This is a genomic window from Vibrio sinaloensis, from assembly GCF_000808535.1.
Taxonomy (GTDB): domain Bacteria; phylum Pseudomonadota; class Gammaproteobacteria; order Enterobacterales; family Vibrionaceae; genus Vibrio; species Vibrio sinaloensis_D.
In genome coordinates this window covers 42763-61814 of the sequence record NZ_JWLV01000017.1, presented here as the reverse complement: position 1 = coordinate 61814, position 19052 = coordinate 42763, and the positions used below count along the sequence as shown (strand labels likewise).

The window sequence follows — 19052 nt, the reverse complement described above, 5'->3', positions numbered from 1 at the left end:
CTGTTTCTGCCACCTTGTTACAAAGATGTTAACTAATGTTTGTTGCATGGTTTTATACAATATACATTCCTGTTATCCCCTTAGTTATTTGTGCCAGTCGTTCATGCCGTTTGAGCACGCTGCCACCCACTCAACTACCACCTAAGGGGCCACTCCGATAAGGACATAACGAGGAAGCTATGAAAGCTAAAAAACTACTCGCACTGAGTGCGATCGCAACCGCTCTAATAACAGGAAGTGCCCTAGCCAAACCTTATCCTGCTGGAACGCAGCTCGCGGACAAACAGGAGATCACTCTAAACAATGGCGCAGAAGTGACCTCCATCGATCCGGCGAAACAGGCGGCGGAGCCTGCATTTAATCTTGGTCGTGACCTGTTTGAAGGGCTGACTGTTCAAGATAAGCAAGGCAAAACCATTCCGGGCATCGCTGAGAGTTGGTACGCCAATGAAAACAATACCGTATACACCTTTAAGCTGCGTGAATCTCGATGGTCAAACGGAGATCCACTCACTGCCCATGACTTCGTCTACAGTTGGCAGCGCCTAATTGATCCAGAAACCGCCTCTCCCTACGCTTGGTTTGCCGCCATTCCAGGGATTAAAAATTCCAACAAAATCATGAAAGGTGAAGCCGCCGCCGATACATTGGGCGTTAAAGCCGTAGATGATTACACCTTCGAAGTAACGCTAGAAAAGCCCGTGCCTTTCTTCATCAAACTTCTTAGCCATCCAGTACTTGCTCCAGTGCCTCGACAAGCGATTGAGAAGCACGGCAGCGCATGGACACAACCAGAGAATATTGTCACCAATGGCGCGTTTACCGTTTCACAGTGGAAAGTAAATGAGAAAATGGTCATGGTGAAAAACGACCAATATTGGGATGCCGACAACGTTGTCCTCGATAAGATCACGTGGTTGCCAATTGGTGATGCCAATGTGGCTTTAAATCGCTATCTGGCCGGAGAAATCGACCAAGCGCTGGCCATTCCTGCTGCTCAAAAATCCAAACTACTGAAAAAGTTTCCTGAGCAAGTGGCTGATACCAGCGCATCACTCGGGTCGACCTTCTACTATCTGAATACAGAGAAAGGACCAACTCAGGATCTTCGTGTTCGTCAGGCGCTTTCGTACGCCATCGATCGCAACATCATCACCAAAGCGATTGTCAAAAACGGTGGCATTCCTATGTTCACGCTGGTTCCACCACAAACCGATGGCTTTAAGTCGCATACCCCCGAGTTTGCCAATTGGACTCAAGCCGAACGTAATGCCAAAGCGAAAGCACTGATTAAAGACGCGGGCTTTAATGACACTAACCCACTCAAGCTAACCTTCACCATCCCGACTTTCTCTAAAGATGTGAAGATGGCGACCGCGATGGCAGGTATGTGGAAAAGCGTACTGGGCGTGCAAGTCGAGATCATTCAGCTTGAGCCTAAAGTCTTCTACGCTCTGAAAGACCCAGGCCACATTAGCCGTGGTGGATGGACAGCCGACTACAATGAGGCATCGACTTGGCTCGACATCTTCGTCTCGACAGGTGAGTACAACGACTCCAACTACAACAACCCAGAGTATGACCGCTTAATGGCCGAATCTAAAAGCCTGAGCGATCCATCCGCAGAGTACATTGCCGCTGAAAAGCTCTTGATTGAAGACATGGCGATCATCCCGATGTACCGCAGTGGAAACGATCAGTACTTAATCAAAGAGTATGTCGGTGGCTACGAGCGTACTAACCCAGAATCCTCTTACTACCGCAAGAATGTTTACGTGAAGGCCCACTAATCGGGACTGTTTGCCCGAACCTACATCTTCATCTTTGTCCCTGTAGGTTTCGGGCTTTTTTCAAGGAAAGGATACGTCATGTTGCTGTATATTCTTCGCCACTTGTTGATTGCCATCCCCACACTGCTCTTTATCGCTTTGGTCTCTTTTTGGTTGATGCACATCGCGCCCGGTGGCCCATTCGATATGGAAAGACCGATGCCCGACGTGGTACGCGCAAATATTGAAGCCAAGTTCCACCTCAATGAGCCGTTTATTGTTCAGTTTTTCATATACATCGGTAACTTTGTTCGCGGCGACTTAGGGCCAAGCTTCGTTTATCAAGATTTCACCGTAACCCAATTGGTGGCTCAATCATGGCCCGTATCGGCGGTACTCGGTGTGATTTCGTTTTGTATTTCTGTCCCGCTGGGCATGGTGCTCGGTACGATTGCCGCGCTCAATCGCAACGGAAAGTTGGACTACCTACTTATGTCACTTTCTATGACTGGCGTGGTGATTCCAGCCTTTGTACTGGCGCCAGTGCTAGTGACAATATTCTCGATTCACTTAGGGCTGTTACCAGCAGGTGGTTGGGAGGGCGGCGAAGTGTCGTTTCTTATTCTTCCTGTCTTGAGCTTGGCGATTGGCTCTGTGGCCAGCATTGCTAGGGTTATGCGTGGCGCCATGATTGAGACACTCAACCAGCCCTATATTCGCACGGCAAAAGCAAAAGGGTTATCGACCCCTTATATTTTGTTTCACCACGCGCTACGTCCGTCACTGATCCCCATTATTGCGATGCTTGGCCCGAGTTTTGTTGCCGTGATCACTGGCTCAGTCATCATCGATATTTTCTTCAGTACAGGTGGTATGGGCCAGCACTTTGTCTCTGGCGCACTCAACCGGGACTATGGGTTAGTGATGGGCATTACCCTGATTGTCGCCGCCTTGACCATCTTTTTTAATCTCGTGGTGGATATTCTCTACACCGTTATTGACCCGCGCATTCGTATATAGGAGGTGACGAATGTTAACCAAACGCATAGATGCCAAGGAGCTGGCGGATCAAATGAGCTCTAATATCGAAGCCGTCGAAGGGCGCAGTTTATGGCAAGACGCTTGGACTCGATTTCGTCAAAACCGAGCGGCCATGACCTCCGTCTACGTGCTGTTTTTTATCGTATTGTGCATTACCTTTGGCCCGCATTTGGCCGCATTTGGCCATGATGAAATTGATTGGAATGTGGTGGTCGACCCGTACGCGCTGGGCAAACCCTCCATCAGTTCTGGTCACTACTTTGGGACCGATGATCTTGGTCAAGATCTCTTTGCCCGCACCATGCAAGGCGGGCGACTTTCGATCATGGTTGGCTTTATGGGTGCCCTCGTCGCCGTGTTGATTGGTACTGCATGGGGCGCACTTTCAGGCTATATGGGCGGCTTGGTCGACAGTGCCATGATGCGCATTATTGAAGTTCTCGACTCCGTCCCTTTTATGTTCTTAGTCATTCTGTTTGTGACCTTGTTTGGCAACAACATCTATTTGATCTTTGTTGTGATTGGCATGGTCTCGTGGCTTGGTATCGCCAGAGTGGTTCGCGGTGTGACCTTCAGTATAAAAAAACGCGAGTTTATTGAAGCGGCCCACTCGATCGGCGTGTCTCGATTTACCATTGTTCGTCGTCATGTGCTGCCTAACGTGTTGGGCATCGTGATGGTCTACTCCTCGTTGATGGTGCCCGGATTTATCATGTTCGAATCCTTCTTAAGTTTTCTTGGCTTAGGGGTTCAGCCACCGGATACCAGTTGGGGAATCCTTATCTCCGAAGGGTCAAAAACCATTGATGTCGCTCTGTGGCAACTGCTGTTCCCTTCGCTGTTTCTGGTCGCCACCTTGTTCTGCTTTAACTTTATTGGTGACGGTCTGCGTGATGCACTTGATCCAAAAGATCGCTAAGGAGCCATGATGAGTATTTTATCTATTGAGAACATGAACGTTCGATTCAAAACCCCCGATGGCATGGTTCAAGCCGTCAGCGATCTGTCTTATTCGGTCAATAAAGGGGAAACCCTAGGTATCGTTGGCGAGTCGGGTTCTGGCAAAAGCCAATCGGTGTTTGCACTTATGGGGTTAACCGCGGACAACGGCATCGTCACTGGCCAAGCCAATTTCCACGGTGACAATTTACTCAGCATGAGTAAAAAACAACTCAATCATATTCGAGCAGAGCGAATCGGCATGATTTTCCAAGATCCGATGACCTCGCTCAATCCGTTTATGAAAATTGGCAAACAGCTTGCGGAAGTGTTGATGATCCACAAAGGCATGAGTCGCCACGATGCACAAACAGAAGCCATTGCCATGTTAGATGCCGTTCGCATTCCCTCTGCCGCGACGCGCATGGGCCAATACCCGCACGAGATGTCCGGTGGCATGAGGCAACGGGTCATGATCGCCATGGCTTTACTGTGTAAACCGGAGCTGCTGATCGCCGATGAGCCCACCACGGCGCTCGACGTAACGGTACAAGCGCAAATCTTGGGTTTACTACGCGAGCTGCAAGCGGAGTTCAACACCGCGATTTTGCTCATCACTCACGACATGGGTGTGGTTGCAGAAATGTGCGATCGCGTACTCGTGATGTATGGCGGCAGAAAGATGGAAGAATCCGATACCGAGTCTATCTTTGACGCGCCCGCTCATCCATATACCCAAGGCTTACTCAAAGCGATTCCATCCATCACTGAAGATATGGATCGCTTACCGACCATTCCAGGCAACCCGCCTAGCGCACTGCTCCACAACAAAGGCTGTCCTTTTAAAGAACGCTGTAGCCAGTATCAAACGCAATGCAGCTCAGTGATGCCAGCCTTTAAATCCATCACCGCGTCTCAAGGCTTGGCTTGTCATGTCAATCCTAGCAATGTCGTCACGCCTATTGTTCGTAGTGCGTAGGAGATAACCATGGAAAACAAAGAAATATTACTCTCGGCACGTGACTTACAAGTCCACTTTCAATTGAATAAGCATATCTTGCCCAGCAAGCGTAAGGTAGTGAAAGCCGTTGATGGCATTGATCTCGACGTCTATCGAGGTGAAACCCTAGGCATTGTGGGAGAGTCTGGTTGCGGAAAATCGACACTCGCCCGAGCGCTGCTCAGATTGATTGAACCCACGGGAGGCGAACAGTACTGGAAGGGCGAAAATATGCTCGGCTTGAGCAAACAGGAACTGGCACTGCGGCGTCGAGAGTTCCAAATGGTCTTCCAAGATCCCTCTGCTTGCCTCAACCCGAGGCTGACCATTTCTGAGTGCATTGCTGAGCCGTTACTCACTCACGAGCCGCATCTTAGTCGCAAGGAAATCGAATCTCGCGTGATCGCCATGATGGACAAAGTCGGCTTGCTCGCGAGCCAACGAAACCGCTATCCCCATGAGTTCTCGGGCGGACAGTGCCAACGCGTAGGCATTGCTCGTGCCTTGATTCTCAAACCTGACTTGGTGGTGTGTGATGAACCCGTGAGTGCATTGGATGTCTCGATTCAGGCGCAAGTGATCAATTTGCTGGATGACCTGAAGCAAGAGATGGGACTAACCTTGGTGATGATCGCCCATGACCTAAGTGTTGTGCGTCATATCAGTGACCGCGTCATGGTGATGTACTTAGGCAAACCGATGGAAGTCGGTCGTTATGACAACGTATTCGATAACGCCCAGCACCCTTATACGCAAGCGCTCCTCTCGGCGGTGCCCATCGCCCATCCAACATTGGCTCGCAATCGAGATATTCAACTTCTACCGGGGGATCTGCCCTCGCCGATCAACCCGCCCAGTGGCTGCGTATTTCGAACTCGCTGTCCAAGTGCCACTGAGCAATGCGGCGAGCAAAATCCCACCCGAAGTGGTCACGCAGACCACCATATTTTCTGTACACATACCCTGCTAGGAAATCAGCCACTATGACCATAACCTCAGTTTCCGAGCGCTTGACGGCGCTTCGCGATGGCATGAAAGCCCATCAATTGGACGCTTATATCGTCACCAATAACGACCCTCACTCCAGTGAATATTCCGCGGACTATTGGCTCGCTCGCCAGTGGATTTCTGGGTTCACTGGCTCTGCGGGTGATGTGGTTGTCACGGCAAACGGCGGCGGTTTATGGACCGATGGCCGCTACTACATACAAGCGGTCGAGCAGCTAGAAGGTTCAGGACTCGACCTATTCAAAGCGCGTCTACCAGAGACCCCCACCATTGCCCAGTGGTTAGCCCAAACGCTACCGGAGCATGCCGTAGTCGGTGTCGATGGACGCAGCATCAGCCAGCTGTTTTACACTCAACTCACCCAAGCCTTTGCCAAGAAGTCGATCCGGTTGGTCGTTGAGCACGATCTTATTAGCCCAATCTGGGATGATAGACCAAGTCGCCCCAAGGCACGTTTGTTTACTCATCCGCTTGACGTTGCTGGCCAAACGACCAGCGAGAAGATAGCTCACTTGCGTCGCTATTTAACAGAGCAAGACGCCAATGCACTGCTGGTATCGACCCTTGATGATGTTATGTGGACACTTAACATTCGCGGCGCAGACACCTCATACTGCCCAATTTCAGAGAGCTATTTGCTCATTGAACAGACCAGCAGTCGTCTATTTATTGATAGCGACAAGCTAAGCCCTGAGGTCGTTGCCGCGCTGACTCAGCATCGAATCCATTTACATGATTACGACCATCTGAGTACCGCGCTGAACTTGCTCTCCGCCGGGACTACTCTGCTATACAGTGCCAAGTATTGCGATAGCTTGACCGTGCGCCAACTCAAACCCGAGCTCACTCTAATCGACACGCCTTGCCCCGTGACAGACATGAAAGCGCAGAAGAATCCTACAGAGCTAGAAAGTATGGAAGAGGCGCTACGCAAAGATGGCGTCGCCATGGTGAAGTTTATGAAATGGCTCGATGAGCAAGTGCCAAGCGGCCAAGTCACCGAACTCAACGCTGAGCAAGCGTTAATGGGGTACAGGAAACAGATAGACGACTATGTGGGCGAGAGTTTTCGCACCATTGCTGGCTTTGCCGAGCACGGCGCTAAAATGCACTATGCTGCCGACAGTGAGAGCAGCTATCCCATAGACGAGTCGAGTTTCTTGTTGGTCGATTCTGGCGGCCAGTACCTCGGCGGGACCACAGACATCACCCGAACATTCCATTTTGGCTCACCTAGCCGCCATGAAAAGCACGACTATACCTTGGTTCTTAAAGCAGTGATCCGCTTAACGCAGACTCGATTTTTACAAGGCTCAACAGGCGCGAACCTCGATATCATGGCTCGCGGCGTACTCTGGCAACACGGAATTGATTACAAATGTGGAACTGGCCACGGTGTCGGCATGTGCTTAAACGTGCACGAAGGTCCGCAAAACTTCTCGCAAAATCCCGCAGAAGTCCCTTTAAAACCCGGCATGGTCATCACCAACGAACCCGGCGTTTACCGTGAAGGCGAGCACGGCGTTCGCATAGAAAACATCATGAAGGTAGTTGAGATCGAACAGAATGAATTTGGCAGCTTCTATGGATTCGAGACCATAACCCTTGCCCCAATCGCGACAAACATGATTGATAAATCCATGCTCGAACGCAGCGAAATCGCGTGGCTCAATCAATACCATAAACGCTGCTGGCAACAGCTTAGCGTTGACCTGAACGAGGATGAGAAACGCTGGCTTAAACAGGCCACACTCGCCATCTAACAGCACCGGACCAAATGCCCATTGTGCATTTGGTCCGTTTAAACGTATGCAGACTCGTATCCTAATGATAACCACTCTTATAACTGAGACAGAATCTAATAATCAGAATCAATCTCAAACTTCTTGCTATCCGGTGAGATTTTAATCGCGCTCTATTTTATAAATACCCATCAAAACATTCCTAAAAATAATAGTAAAAGTAAGTCAACCGACCGAGCTAAATGGTGATTTCACTGTTTCTGCTTGTTGGTAAACGCCTATCAAATAAGGATAATTTCATGAAACATTTCGCGTTGGCATTTGCAACCACACTGACACTCGCAGGCTGTTCAAGTAACGATATCAATGATGCCGTCAGCGACGGCGTCAATGGCGCAATTAACGGAGTCTTGGGCTCCGTCAGCAGCAGTAACGGTACCGTCGTCAAAAACGGTAAGAGCTACAGTGTCGAGAAAGAGAGCATGTACACCACACAAGCAACACGCTTGAAGAAAAACTACGGCAACATTGAGCTCACGAGAACCGAAAAGAACCCAAAATCAAAAACAGAGCTTGTCTTAGAGAGCTGTGTTCATCCGCGTATCGGCTCTATCGGCTGTGAGGGCTTTATCTTTGAAGTGACAAAAGAGGGCTGGCTAGTCGAAAAACCGATCACATTTAACACCAATTACAACAAAGATATCTCTATTGCTTCAGGTACGTACTATTTCAAGATGAAATCAAAAGGAACGGGTGACAGCTACTACGTGGCGAACGAAATAACCATTCAGCCGTTTGTGACCAACTATGTTGCGTTAACAGTAGAGTAAAGAAAGAAGAGAAAAATCATGGCCGATTGACTGACAGAATAGTCAATCGGCCATTGAGCTAAACACTCAAACGGATTCCAAGTTCCATAAAACCTTGGGGCATCCTTGCCCACAAAGAGAAGTTACCAACGGTAAATTACATTTTGAACAATAATCGCGCTACCTGAATCAAATCCACATTTCTCCAGCTATCTCGCTCCTATTGGAACATCAACTGTTTTCATGTCTCAGCAATTCTCGGTGAGGCAAAGTATCAACGCGGATAATAGTATCAATAAATCCCCCCTTACACTGTAAGGCCATGTAAGCGAGAGACATTTATAAAGTTGAATTTTGTAAGGGACGTAAGCGATTGCTTTATAAAGCCCGCCAACCACCGCTTTACATTGTAAATTCAAATATGTGACTTGCTTAAACGCCCCCTTCTGGCTAATAAAAAAAGCCCAACAGAAGCTGGGCTATCCGTAAGGAGGTAAAGCAATCAGTGACGACAGCCTTCGCTATCAAAATCAACGACCAGGGCGGCATTGTCGAACTCACCGGAAACTTTTAAATAGCCCCAGTAGTTTGCTTGGCCAACAATCGTAATGCATTCACTGTTGCCCGGGTTCGCCGACCAGCCGTGCAAATTCGAGCCGTAGCTATTTGGCCAGCTAAAGTTGCTGTATTCCAACTTCAGATCACCCGTTCCATTGGCAGAGGTAATAGACATTGAGCGATACTCGTTCACCGCTGGAATGGCTAGCCAAATAGTTGATTGACTTGCCAAACAGACAGGTTCTCCAGCCGTTAGCTGCCCACCACCCACTTTAGGACGAACGGCACAATCTTGTGGCAGTTGGTTGTTACCGCCAGCCTGATCCTCGGTAATAGTGATGCTCGCGTAGGTACTCGCCGTCAAACCGTCATTATCTGTGATGGTCAAACGTACCGTGTAGGTACCCGCACGGCTGAATTGGTGCGTCGGATTGGCCTCGGTACTTGTCGCGCCGTCACCAAATTCCCAGAAGTAGTGGACAATTTGACCGTCTGAGTCCGTGCTACGTGAGCTGCCGAATGTAATGGTTTCATTCACTTTCCCCTCGCTAACCATAGAGATTGCCGCGGTAGGAGGCGTCAGTGCACCGCCCCCACCGTTGACCAACTGCTGTTGCCACTGCTCAAACTCACTTTGATACAGGTTCGCCCATTGAGTGATGGTCGCTTTGTATGCCGACCAGTTTCCTTGACGAGTGTCCGCCAACATTGCATTCACTTCGTTCATATGGCGCTCGAACATAAATCGCACCGCGAGATAGCCCCAACGATAGATGCGATCAACATCGAACCCGTCATACGTGGTTTCAAATATTTCCGCTAGGGTGTAGGTCGAACCATCCATGATGGTTTCGAGGGCTCTCGGGTTGTTATCTTCGTTCGCAACATACTCTGCGACGCCCTCAGCCCACCAAACGACCTTCTCTGTCGGATGATTAAACCCTCCATACAAATCAAATCGTCCGTCGAGGTAGTGGACATATTCATGCTCTAAGTTCCAGACAAAATGATCCGCGTTGGCGTAAGACGCCTCATAGGCAATAAAGTTAGGAATGTTGCCGGGTGTGCCGGGCTCGCCTTCTAAGTACATCCCGCCATTGTTGGTATCGATGTCGAAGATTGGCCCAGCGTATTTGCCGTAGTCGTCATCGCTATCAAAAATGTTCACTTGCAATTGAATATTGTGATCGTCAGGTACAGGAACACGACCCGTTTCAAGTCGTTGATGGAAATAGCCTTCTTCGTACCCCATCTTGCTACACGCGGCTCGATGCTGCTCTGGCGTCATGTTTTGCGAAAGAATACGTATCGTGTCGCTACACACGTAGGTTTGCGATAACACTAATGACTTCAGCTCTTGATCAAAGTTACAAATCCCAAACTCTGAACAGTCGACATAGTAAGAAGAGGAATCCGCGGTCGCGAGCCAAACACTATCGCCGTAACCATACATTTGGTATTGATCAAATATTTGACGCAGTTTACCCACGACAGACGGGGCGATGCTGGTATTTTTGTATTGAGTTAAACGCCCTAACTCTCGCCCCGCATTCGCCGTCATAAATTCATCGGCTTGGCCAATTGAGTTTCGATTCAATGCAAATTGCGACAGTGCCTCAACCAAACCCGTTTGAGATCCAATCTGACTGACAAACTGATCATTCCACTGACCGCCAAACAAGACCGTAAAGACTCCGTTGACGGCATTGCGCATATACCAGTTTTGCGCATAGCTTCTGTCCCAGCGGTTTAACCACTCAGTGACAACGCCCAAGTAATCATGCTGAAGACCGGCGCTATCCATCGTGGTTATCACTTCGCCAAGCACTTTGCCGTGTGGATCGCTGTTTTCGTAAAAGCTGCCGCTGTTCACGAATGAATCAACCGCTTCTTTTACCGCGGGCTGAACCCAAGAGGCGAAGTTGATGCTGTTGTCATAAAACTCGGCATAGTAGCCTGCTCGCAGATATAAAAATAACGCTTCGAGATCGTCGCTGCCACCACCTCGATACGATCGAGATAATGAAGAGGTATGCTTCGCTACTTGGTACATATTGCTCGAACTGAATGCGACGCGTTGGATGTCGCTAGACGCTGAAAACAACTCATTTACACATTGAGCGCCTTGTCCTGTAATTTGCGTAATGAGTGTTGAGCTGTTACTGGTATTAAAAGCGTTCACATCGCAAGGCAACGCCGATGAAACCTCTGGTCCTTGCAACGCTGAGGTTCCTGCGCTCAACGCATTAAAGGGAGACACGTCCTCGATGGTCGGTTCAGGTTTTGGTTTCAGAGGCAGGCTCTTTTGCGGAGAATATTGAGGTTTATGATCCTCAATACCGTGCTGAACTTCGTGGTCATGATCAAAATGAACGGCTCTATCGACAATTTGAGGCGTCGGTTCACTGACAGCAAATACGGGCGCAGTGCAAAGTGCACCAATCACTGCAACTGTTATTTTTCTAAGTTCCATCTTAATAACTCTTGATTGATTTGTTGAAATACTGGATTCCAGTATCGGCCGCATCACTGAGCAAAAACTCAGCAAGCATTTTCAATCTAAGCGTTAAAAATCAGGAGTGAAACTGGCGAATTTTCCAGTCTCAAGAAGTAGTACTTTGAGTTCCAAAAGGCCAAACGTTACATTTTTGTTAACTGAATTTAATGAAACTGAGGGTTAGATCCAAGTTCAATATGGCTGTACACGCTACCGATACTCGATAAATAGAGTGATAAAGAAAAAGGACGCTGTGCGTCCTTTCGTTATTATCTTCGTTACTTTTGGGCTCTTTGCCACTGCACTAACCATTTATCCAAGTGATTGGCAAATTGCTGGCGATCCGCTTGGCTTAACGGCGCTGGGCCACCAGTTTGAATGCCACTGCTGCGCATAGTTTCCATAAAGTCTCGGATGTTGAGCCGTGATTTGATGTTCTCTTTGGTGAACATCTCGCCACGAGAACTTAACGCGTGGCCACCTTTGGTGATGACTTCATCCGCCAGTGGGATATCACTGGTGATCACCAAATCACCCGGCTCACACCGCTTCACAATTTCGTTGTCGGCGACGTCAAAGCCAGCCTGAACTTGCAGCATGGTTACTTTTGGTGAGGCTGGTGTGCGGATGAACTGATTCGCCACCAAGGTCACCTCCACACCAGTTCGCTCAGAAGCTCGAAATAGAATATCTCTTACCACAACAGGACACGCATCCGCATCAACCCAAATTTTCATAGTTCTATTCCTAGCTTCACATTAATTGCGGTATTAGACCTTAAATTTCACCGCAGTACCACTGACACTGACCATCATCATACTGCCGCCACTGCCAATCACTTCATAATCGATATCGATACCGACAATGCCGTCCGCGCCCATTGAGCGAGCTTGCTCTTCCATTTCTTGGAACGCAATTTCACGTGCGCGGCCCATTTCCCGCTCATACGCACCTGAACGTCCGCCAACCACATCACGAATGGCACCAAACATGTCTTTAAAAATGTTCGCGCCCAAGATGGCTTCGCCAACAACCACACCCAAATAATCTTGTACAGGCTTTCCTTCCACGACTGAAGTTGTAGTTTTAATCATCACTTTTTCCTTATCTTGGCGGAGTTAATGACAGCGATAACCATCGAGAAACAGCTGTACAATATCCGCAATGATCTGTTTTCTACGTTCACGAGACGGAATCTCTTGGTTCGCGACCAACTGAGGCCACATGAAATTCCCGTTCAATAGGCACATTAGCATACTGCTCATCTGGGCAGGATCTTGCATTTTGAGTTTGCGATCTTCGATGGCATCGGCAAACCACTGCTCGAGCTTATCGTCGTGGTTTTGCAGTTGATGAAGATACTTTTCCGACAATTCTGGCGCTCGAATAAATTCGCCTATCACCATCTTTGCCAATGGCATACCAAAATCATGGTAGAGGAAGTCCAGCTTTTGTAAGAGATAGTCGGCAAGTTGTTGCTCCACAGAAATCGACGGGGTGTAGATTAGCGCCAACGCGTCATCACGGGCCGTGAGCGCCGATTTGACCGCGGCAAAGAACAGCACTTCCTTGCTCGAAAAATGCCGATAAAGGGTTCGTTTCGACGTTTGAGCGCGTTCGCAAACACGATCCATGTTCGCGGCAGCATAGCCAAACTCGATAAATTCCGCCTGCGCACTTTCAATCAACGCGAGTCGCTTTCTATCGGACAATTTCATGGGCAGATTCTTCCATCTTCAGCTCAAAGAGCGCGGATTATAAGCGAGAACAACTAAAAGTATACTTTAAAGTTTACTTTTTTGATTTGAGGAGTATGATGCGCTCACTTTTTATCGAGTCGGCGCCTTGCTGGCTCACCTAGGATCGTCCAAACACGGTTTTGGCGGCTTGATTACTTCGTAACGGCTCACGTATAAGCACGGGTCTGACCCGCAGAGTCCTCGTTACACGCATTGACGACACTATGAAACGCAGCTTCTTTCTTCTTACTGCTTGCAGCCTATTCTCTTCTTACGCTTTCGCTGACTCGATTTCACTTCCTATTTGGAAGGAGCAAGCACAGGCTCTAGGCTATGAGCTACCAAAGCCTATTGGTTTCAATCTCAGTTACATGGGGATGCAACAAGGCATCAACGTTGACTCCATCGGCTTAAACAATTTAAAGGTGGGTCGCCCCCTGCTCGACAAGCTGATCGACAAGTACGCAGATATCCAAATGGAAGCCGAGCCCGGAAAACAGGTCACCAACGTCGTCACTCTCCGAGCGGATGTCTGGCTATTCCCATTCCTTAACCTGTATGCATTGGCGGGGAAGTTAGACGGCTATTCTGAAACGGATGTGAACGTCTCGGTGGGAATAAAAAACACCGAGAAGCCTTTGCTCAATACCAAGATTAATGACTTCCGATTGGATCTCGACGGCTATACCTTTGGCGCTGGGATGGTCCTTGCGGGTGGAGTGGACAACTGGTTTTCACTGGTTGATGCAAGTTATACCCAAACCACTTTGACGGTTGTCGATGGCACCATTGACGCCATAGTGGTCTCTCCTCGTATCGGTTACGACTTCCACAACACGGGCGTTCCACTGCGCGTTTGGGTGGGCGGCATGTACCAAAATGTCGAACAATACTTAACCGGCTCGATCGCAGATCTCGGTGGCAACTTCAGCGGTCTACAAGGCCAATTCGAAGTCAAACAGCATTTAACCTCTCCTTGGAACACATTGGCAGGCTTTCAATATCAACTGTCTCCCAACTGGTACGTTTTGGGTGAAGCGGGCTTTGGTGAACGGCAAAGTGTGTTCCTCTCACTGGATCGCCGATTCTAGGAGGCGATATGAAAGCAAAACTTACCCTTGCAATTGCGGCGCTACTGTTTGTACCAGCCAGCCTAGCGAACGAGGAAGACAACGATTGGATAGACACGCTGCTTACTCAGCTAGGCTCTAGTGAAACGGTCGATCACACTAAGCTTATCGATTGGGGCGTACTGCCCGGTCCATTCGTCAACCCTGAGCAAGGGCTGGGTATTGGCGTGGCCGCCGTCGGACTTTATCGCCCCATGGATTGGCAAACCGGTGTTCCCTATTCAACGTTAACTGTGACGTCATACGGCTCTACGTCTGGTTCATACGGGCTGGGCATTAACAATCGAACATACTTGCAACAAGACTCGCTGCGACTGCTTGGTGAAGCCTGGATCAGTCACGAGCCCGGTTATTATTGGGGAATCGGCAAGCAATCAGCGCAGGACAATGCCAACAAAACCCCGTATCAAGGTCAAAAGTTACTGATTAACCCAAAGTTGGCTTTAGAAGTCGCAGACCATGTTTACGTCAAGGCAGGTTTCAAATGGCACTCTTATCGTCATATGGAAGAGGTGGACAACAAACCACTGGTACCCGGCCTTAAAGACGCCACCAGCAGCGGGGTTGTGCTGGGGATGGAGTTTGACAGCCGAGACTTTGAACCAAACCCAAGTCGCGGACAGTTTATCGATATTGAATGGATAGCTAACCGTGGCGTCGTTGGCAGCGAGCAAAGCTACGATCACCTCACCATCAATGCAAGGCACTACGCTCAATTCGACGCCAACACCGTGTTGGCGATGGAAGTCTATTCACAATCCATTTTTGGCGACGCCCCTTGGTTTGACTATGCCCAGCTTGGCGACGACAAACGTATGCGTGGCTATTACCAAGGCCAATATCGCGACAAGCATCAGTTATCGACGCAAATCGAGCTGCGCCGAACACTGACTGGCCGACACGGTATGGTTGCTTGGTTGGGGGCTGGGAATGTGGCGCCAAGCTATCAAGCCCTGTTTGAAGATCGCTGGTTGCCGTCTATTGGCGTCGGCTATCGATTTGCGTTCAAAGCCAAAATTAACGTCCGTGTTGATTTAGGTGTTGGCAAAGAGAGCAGCGGATTTTATTTTCAAGTCAATGAGGCATTTTAGACGTGGGAAGATTAAAAATTATCCTCCTTGCCGTGATTGCGGTCATGGGGCTTAACGTTCACGCAAACGAGCTTAACGCGCCTGTCGGTGTTCGACCGTGCTGCGCATTCGGTGTGGATCTTAAAGCTCAACTTGGTAGCGTGCCAGTGCCTTTCTTCTCCCTAGAGAATGTCGTCGATAAAGGCAGTGTCGGCGACCATCACTACAATGATGGCAGCGCTTCTATCTCCGGCAGTTTGCTCGGGCTAGCGGATGAAACCAACGGGCTTGTGTTTACCAAGCAGGGCGGTTTTATCGACACGGCGCATGTTCGTGATACAGCTGACTACACTTACTACATTTTTCAGCTCAACCAAGGCTATTTGGGTACGTCTCATCGCATCGACTTACCTGCAGAATTGAGACTTCGCCGCGTAACTTGGCACCCGCAAACGCAGCCACTGAGTAAAGAGCAGAAAATCACCTACAGTGCCGAGGCCGCCGCATTAACCGCCTTTCGCTTAGCGCAATGGCACGAAATTGCGCAATGGTTTGGTATGGTTTCTGTCGGCGGTTTTGATGAGCTCGCTTCGGCTTTCTCATCGGAAGATTTGTACTCCAACATGCTTGGCGCCCATCTCGCGAAACAGATATTAATCGCGGCCCCAACGCTAAACACCAAGCAGTTTTCAGCGGCCATGGACTACGCACTAGAAACGGCGTTATCCGAGCTCAACGCGGTAACGAAATCGGTCACCAAGGAGAAAATCCAACAGCTCGACGGCATTTGGTGGGACAGCAGCAAACGCCTGCCAAACAAGTGGGCACTTATCTATCGTGACTACCATTTGTCCTTGTCCTTGATGCCCAATTATCCAACGGCTTCTCACCGCCTGCAGTTGAGTGAGACCTTTGACAATAACCAGCCCATAGAGCAGTGGCTCTCAGTCAGCTTCATCGCGGCAGACGAAGAAGACGCGTTTGATAAACTGCCGAGTGCTATCCGAACCAAGTCTTCATGGTCGAGTAAGGATTTTCAATCACTCGCAAACTATGCAGAGCAAGTCGATAAAAACGCCATGATCAAGTTGGGGATTCAAGCGCACAAGATAAAACCGTAAACCTTGAGCACTGTTATACGGGGAAACCTATTAATAAAAAATGCCAAAGCCAATTGCATAACGCCTGACTATATATGCACTTTGGGTCGAATGACATCGTTATATGCACTCACTTTCTCAAGTAATGAGAAGTAACAAAGTATTAATGAGCAGCATTTTACATGTTAAATATGATAGAAAGCAGAATAATTAATTAAACAATACCGTTATCAAACTGTTAAATACCACAAAATAGCAGTGATCTAGATCACATCTATAAATCGATAACGCTTTTTTGATTTCTGAATTATCGACTCGCCTGATAACCTCCTGCTCGCCTTGAAGTGATCTCAAGGTGCATAACTATAAGGAGTGTTCACTATGAATACCAAGAAACCGATGTCGCTGACAGCTCGAGTAATTCTGGGTATGGTCGCGGGTATCTTGACAGGATTTGCAATTCGCACCCTCTTTGCCGACAACGGATTTGTCGACACATACATCGTCAATGGACTGTTTGAAGTTGGTGGGCAAATATTTGTTGCCAGCTTAAAAATGCTTGTCGTACCACTGGTGTTTGTTTCACTAGTCTGCGGTACAAGCTCTCTAAAAGATCTTTCTACACTTGGTCGAATGGGCGGTAAAACTCTCGCGTTTTACGTCACAACAACGGCTGTTGCTATCACGCTAGCACTGACCATGGGCAATCTGTTCCAACCAGGCGCAGGGGCTGATCTAACTGCAGCAAGCTCATTCAAATCGGCGGAAGCACCGTCGCTGGGTCAAGTCATCATCGATATGTTCCCAACCAACCCAATCAGCGCGATGGCTGAAGGCAAAACCCTTCAAGTTATCGTGTTTGCGGTCTTGTTTGGTATCGCAATCAGTGCCGCGGGTAAACCTGGTGAACGTATCGCCGCGTTCTTCTCTGACTTAAACGAAGTCATCATGAAGTTGGTTGCGATTTTGATGAACCTCGCCCCATTTGGCGTGTTCTTCCTAATGGCGAAGCTGTTTACCGGCCTTGGTCTTAGCGCCATCGTCAACCTAGCTGAGTACTTCTTGGTACTGGCAGGAACCTTGGTTCTTCATGGTCTCGTGACCTACAGCGTGATGCTAAAAGGCTTCACTGGTCTTAGCCCAATCACCTTCTTGAAGAAGATGGAAGATGCGATTATGTTCGCGTTTTCGACCGCATCATCTAACGCTACGATTCCAGTGACGATGGAAACAGCGAAGAACCGTATGGGCGTAGACAACCGCGTATCGTCATTTACCGTGCCACTAGGGGCGACAGTGAATATGGATGGTACGGCTATCATGCAAGGTGTGGCGACAGCCTTCATTGCTCAAGCGTTCAACATTGACCTCACTATGGGTGACTACCTGATGGTTATCCTAACAGCAACATTGGCGTCTATCGGTACAGCGGGTGTTCCTGGTGTTGGTCTAGTGATGTTGGCCATGGTGTTGAACCAAGTGGGTCTGCCGCTGGAAGGTATCGCGCTTATCATGGGTGTTGACCGCCTATTGGATATGATTCGTACCGCGGTAAACATTACCGGTGATAGCGCAGTAACTGTAATTGTTGCTAAGTCAGAAGGTGCGTTGAACGAAGAGCGTTTCAACGATCCAATGGCCGGTGTCGAGGAAGAAGAAGTGCATCTAAAACGCCAAGAAGCGTAACCCGCTCACTTCCCACGAAAACAAAAAAACCAGCGACACACGTCGCTGGTTTTTTTCTATCTGAACTAAATGATGGCTCGTTCGTAAAACCCGTTAAATTTCATTAGGTCAGGTCACTATGCATCGTATCAATCCCGCCAAGCTCCATCACAGCAAGTGGACAGCAGTAAAGCCACAACGAAAAGAGAAACACTTTTTAATTTCCGAGGTTGAGTTCGACGAAGACGGCAGCGTTAGTCGCTGCGTCTTAGAAGCGGTCATGTCGAAAAACGAGTACGAAATAAACTGGAGAGAGCTCAAAGACAGCAGCAAATGGCAACAAGGATGGAAGTGACGCTCGGTCTCTGAGTGAACTACCAAGCAAAGGCAACGTTGACGCCTGCGCCATTGCTAGTAACCCAAGGAAGGATTTGAACCGAACTGTCGTAGGACTCGGTAAAGATCCATCCTGACACCATTCCCAGCGCAGCACCCGCGGCGACATCTCGCCAATAATGTCTATCCGCTTGTACTCGACCAACGCCCACCAAAGTGGCAATGCCGTAAGCAGGTAAGCCCACTTCCCACCCATAGCGCAAGTGCAAGGTGGTCGCCGAAGCAAAGGCGTTCGCCGTATGATTGGACGGGAAACTCTTATTATCGCTACCGTCAGGTCGCTCGGCATCAATGGTGTTCTTGCCGATCAAACCGATCCCAGAAGCCGTACCGATACTAAAACCTGCCTGCTTAAAGCCTTCCCAATCGCCTTTATAAAGGGGTACAGCGGCGGCAATCCCCACCAATCCATAGGCGCCCACATCACTGAACGTTTCCCAACTCTCTTTGTTACTGGCATGAGAGGCGCAAGATAGAGCCAGACCACCAACAATAATACTTACCTGTTTTAACTTCATGATGATTCCTACGTATTTGGGCGAGTCGAACCATACAGCAGGGATAAGTTTGTTGTCAAAGTAGCGAGCGT

General features: G+C 48.9%; 17 protein-coding genes. 12 read left to right on the top strand and 5 right to left on the bottom strand.

The features are described from left to right. Positions 1-179 precede the first annotated feature (179 nt). The 7 genes from RJ47_RS11710 to RJ47_RS11680 all read left to right on the top strand — a co-directional run bounded on the left by RJ47_RS11710 (position 180) and on the right by RJ47_RS11680 (position 8329). Positions 180-1790 carry a peptide ABC transporter substrate-binding protein gene (locus RJ47_RS11710; RefSeq protein WP_038212428.1) on the top strand — a complete coding sequence of 537 codons (1611 nt, stop codon included), beginning with the start codon at positions 180-182 and terminating at the stop codon, positions 1788-1790. Positions 1791-1868: 78 nt separating this feature from the next. Beyond that, the gene (gene oppB / locus RJ47_RS11705; RefSeq protein ID WP_039483945.1) at positions 1869-2789 is read left to right on the top strand and encodes an oligopeptide ABC transporter permease OppB; all 921 of its coding nucleotides are present in this window, start codon (positions 1869-1871) and stop codon (positions 2787-2789) included. A 10-nt stretch (positions 2790-2799) separates the two neighbouring features. After that, complete coding sequence (locus RJ47_RS11700; RefSeq protein ID WP_039483943.1) at positions 2800-3729, top strand: ABC transporter permease subunit; 930 nt, start codon at positions 2800-2802, stop codon at positions 3727-3729. 9 nt (positions 3730-3738) lie between these two features. Then, positions 3739-4728, top strand: a complete 990-nt coding sequence (locus RJ47_RS11695; RefSeq protein ID WP_039483941.1) for an ABC transporter ATP-binding protein — start codon at positions 3739-3741, stop codon at positions 4726-4728. Positions 4729-4737: 9 nt separating this feature from the next. Continuing rightward, positions 4738-5736, top strand: a complete 999-nt coding sequence (locus RJ47_RS11690) for an ABC transporter ATP-binding protein (protein WP_039483938.1) — start codon at positions 4738-4740, stop codon at positions 5734-5736. Then, entirely contained in the window at positions 5733-7520 is a 1788-nt protein-coding gene (locus RJ47_RS11685) for an aminopeptidase P family protein (RefSeq protein ID WP_039483935.1), read from the top strand. Before RJ47_RS11690 ends, RJ47_RS11685 begins: the two co-directional genes overlap by 4 nt. Before the next feature lie 278 nt (positions 7521-7798). Further along, entirely contained in the window at positions 7799-8329 is a 531-nt protein-coding gene (locus tag RJ47_RS11680) for a hypothetical protein (protein ID WP_038212416.1), read from the top strand. Positions 8330-8810: 481 nt separating this feature from the next. Here the strand turns inward: RJ47_RS11680 and RJ47_RS11675 are convergent, their stop codons facing one another. The 4 genes from RJ47_RS11675 to RJ47_RS11660 form a co-directional block, all read right to left on the bottom strand. After that, positions 8811-11339: a collagenase gene (locus RJ47_RS11675; RefSeq protein ID WP_039483933.1), complete on the bottom strand. Its 2529-nt coding sequence runs from the start codon at positions 11337-11339 to the stop codon at positions 8811-8813. Between the two features lie 302 nt (positions 11340-11641). Next, positions 11642-12100: a YaiI/YqxD family protein gene (locus RJ47_RS11670; protein WP_038212413.1), complete on the bottom strand. Its 459-nt coding sequence runs from the start codon at positions 12098-12100 to the stop codon at positions 11642-11644. A 33-nt stretch (positions 12101-12133) separates the two neighbouring features. Continuing rightward, the gene (locus tag RJ47_RS11665; RefSeq protein WP_038135923.1) at positions 12134-12457 is read right to left on the bottom strand and encodes a heavy metal-binding domain-containing protein; all 324 of its coding nucleotides are present in this window, start codon (positions 12455-12457) and stop codon (positions 12134-12136) included. Positions 12458-12481: 24 nt separating this feature from the next. Then, the gene (locus RJ47_RS11660; RefSeq protein WP_038135919.1) at positions 12482-13081 is read right to left on the bottom strand and encodes a TetR/AcrR family transcriptional regulator; all 600 of its coding nucleotides are present in this window, start codon (positions 13079-13081) and stop codon (positions 12482-12484) included. Between the two features lie 245 nt (positions 13082-13326). Here RJ47_RS11660 and RJ47_RS11655 point away from each other — a divergent pair, with 245 nt between their 5' ends. The 5 genes from RJ47_RS11655 to RJ47_RS11635 all read left to right on the top strand — a co-directional run bounded on the left by RJ47_RS11655 (position 13327) and on the right by RJ47_RS11635 (position 18422). Beyond that, positions 13327-14193, top strand: coding sequence for a hypothetical protein (locus tag RJ47_RS11655; protein WP_039483931.1), 867 nt, complete (start codon positions 13327-13329; stop codon positions 14191-14193). Between the two features lie 8 nt (positions 14194-14201). Then, on the top strand, positions 14202-15323 hold the full coding sequence (locus RJ47_RS11650; RefSeq protein ID WP_039483929.1) for a BamA/TamA family outer membrane protein: 1122 nt from the start codon (positions 14202-14204) through the stop codon (positions 15321-15323). Positions 15324-15367: 44 nt separating this feature from the next. After that, positions 15368-16423, top strand: coding sequence for a DUF4056 domain-containing protein (locus RJ47_RS11645; protein ID WP_082016336.1), 1056 nt, complete (start codon positions 15368-15370; stop codon positions 16421-16423). A gap of 360 nt (positions 16424-16783) precedes the next feature. Next, the gene (locus RJ47_RS11640; RefSeq protein ID WP_038135909.1) at positions 16784-18088 is read left to right on the top strand and encodes a dicarboxylate/amino acid:cation symporter; all 1305 of its coding nucleotides are present in this window, start codon (positions 16784-16786) and stop codon (positions 18086-18088) included. A 118-nt stretch (positions 18089-18206) separates the two neighbouring features. Continuing rightward, positions 18207-18422, top strand: coding sequence for a TIGR02450 family Trp-rich protein (locus RJ47_RS11635; RefSeq protein ID WP_005469558.1), 216 nt, complete (start codon positions 18207-18209; stop codon positions 18420-18422). A 19-nt stretch (positions 18423-18441) separates the two neighbouring features. Here RJ47_RS11635 and RJ47_RS11630 read toward each other — a convergent pair whose 3' ends face one another. Then, the gene (locus tag RJ47_RS11630) at positions 18442-18981 is read right to left on the bottom strand and encodes a phosphatase PAP2 family protein (RefSeq protein WP_038135907.1); all 540 of its coding nucleotides are present in this window, start codon (positions 18979-18981) and stop codon (positions 18442-18444) included. Between the last annotated feature and the right edge of the window lie 71 nt (positions 18982-19052).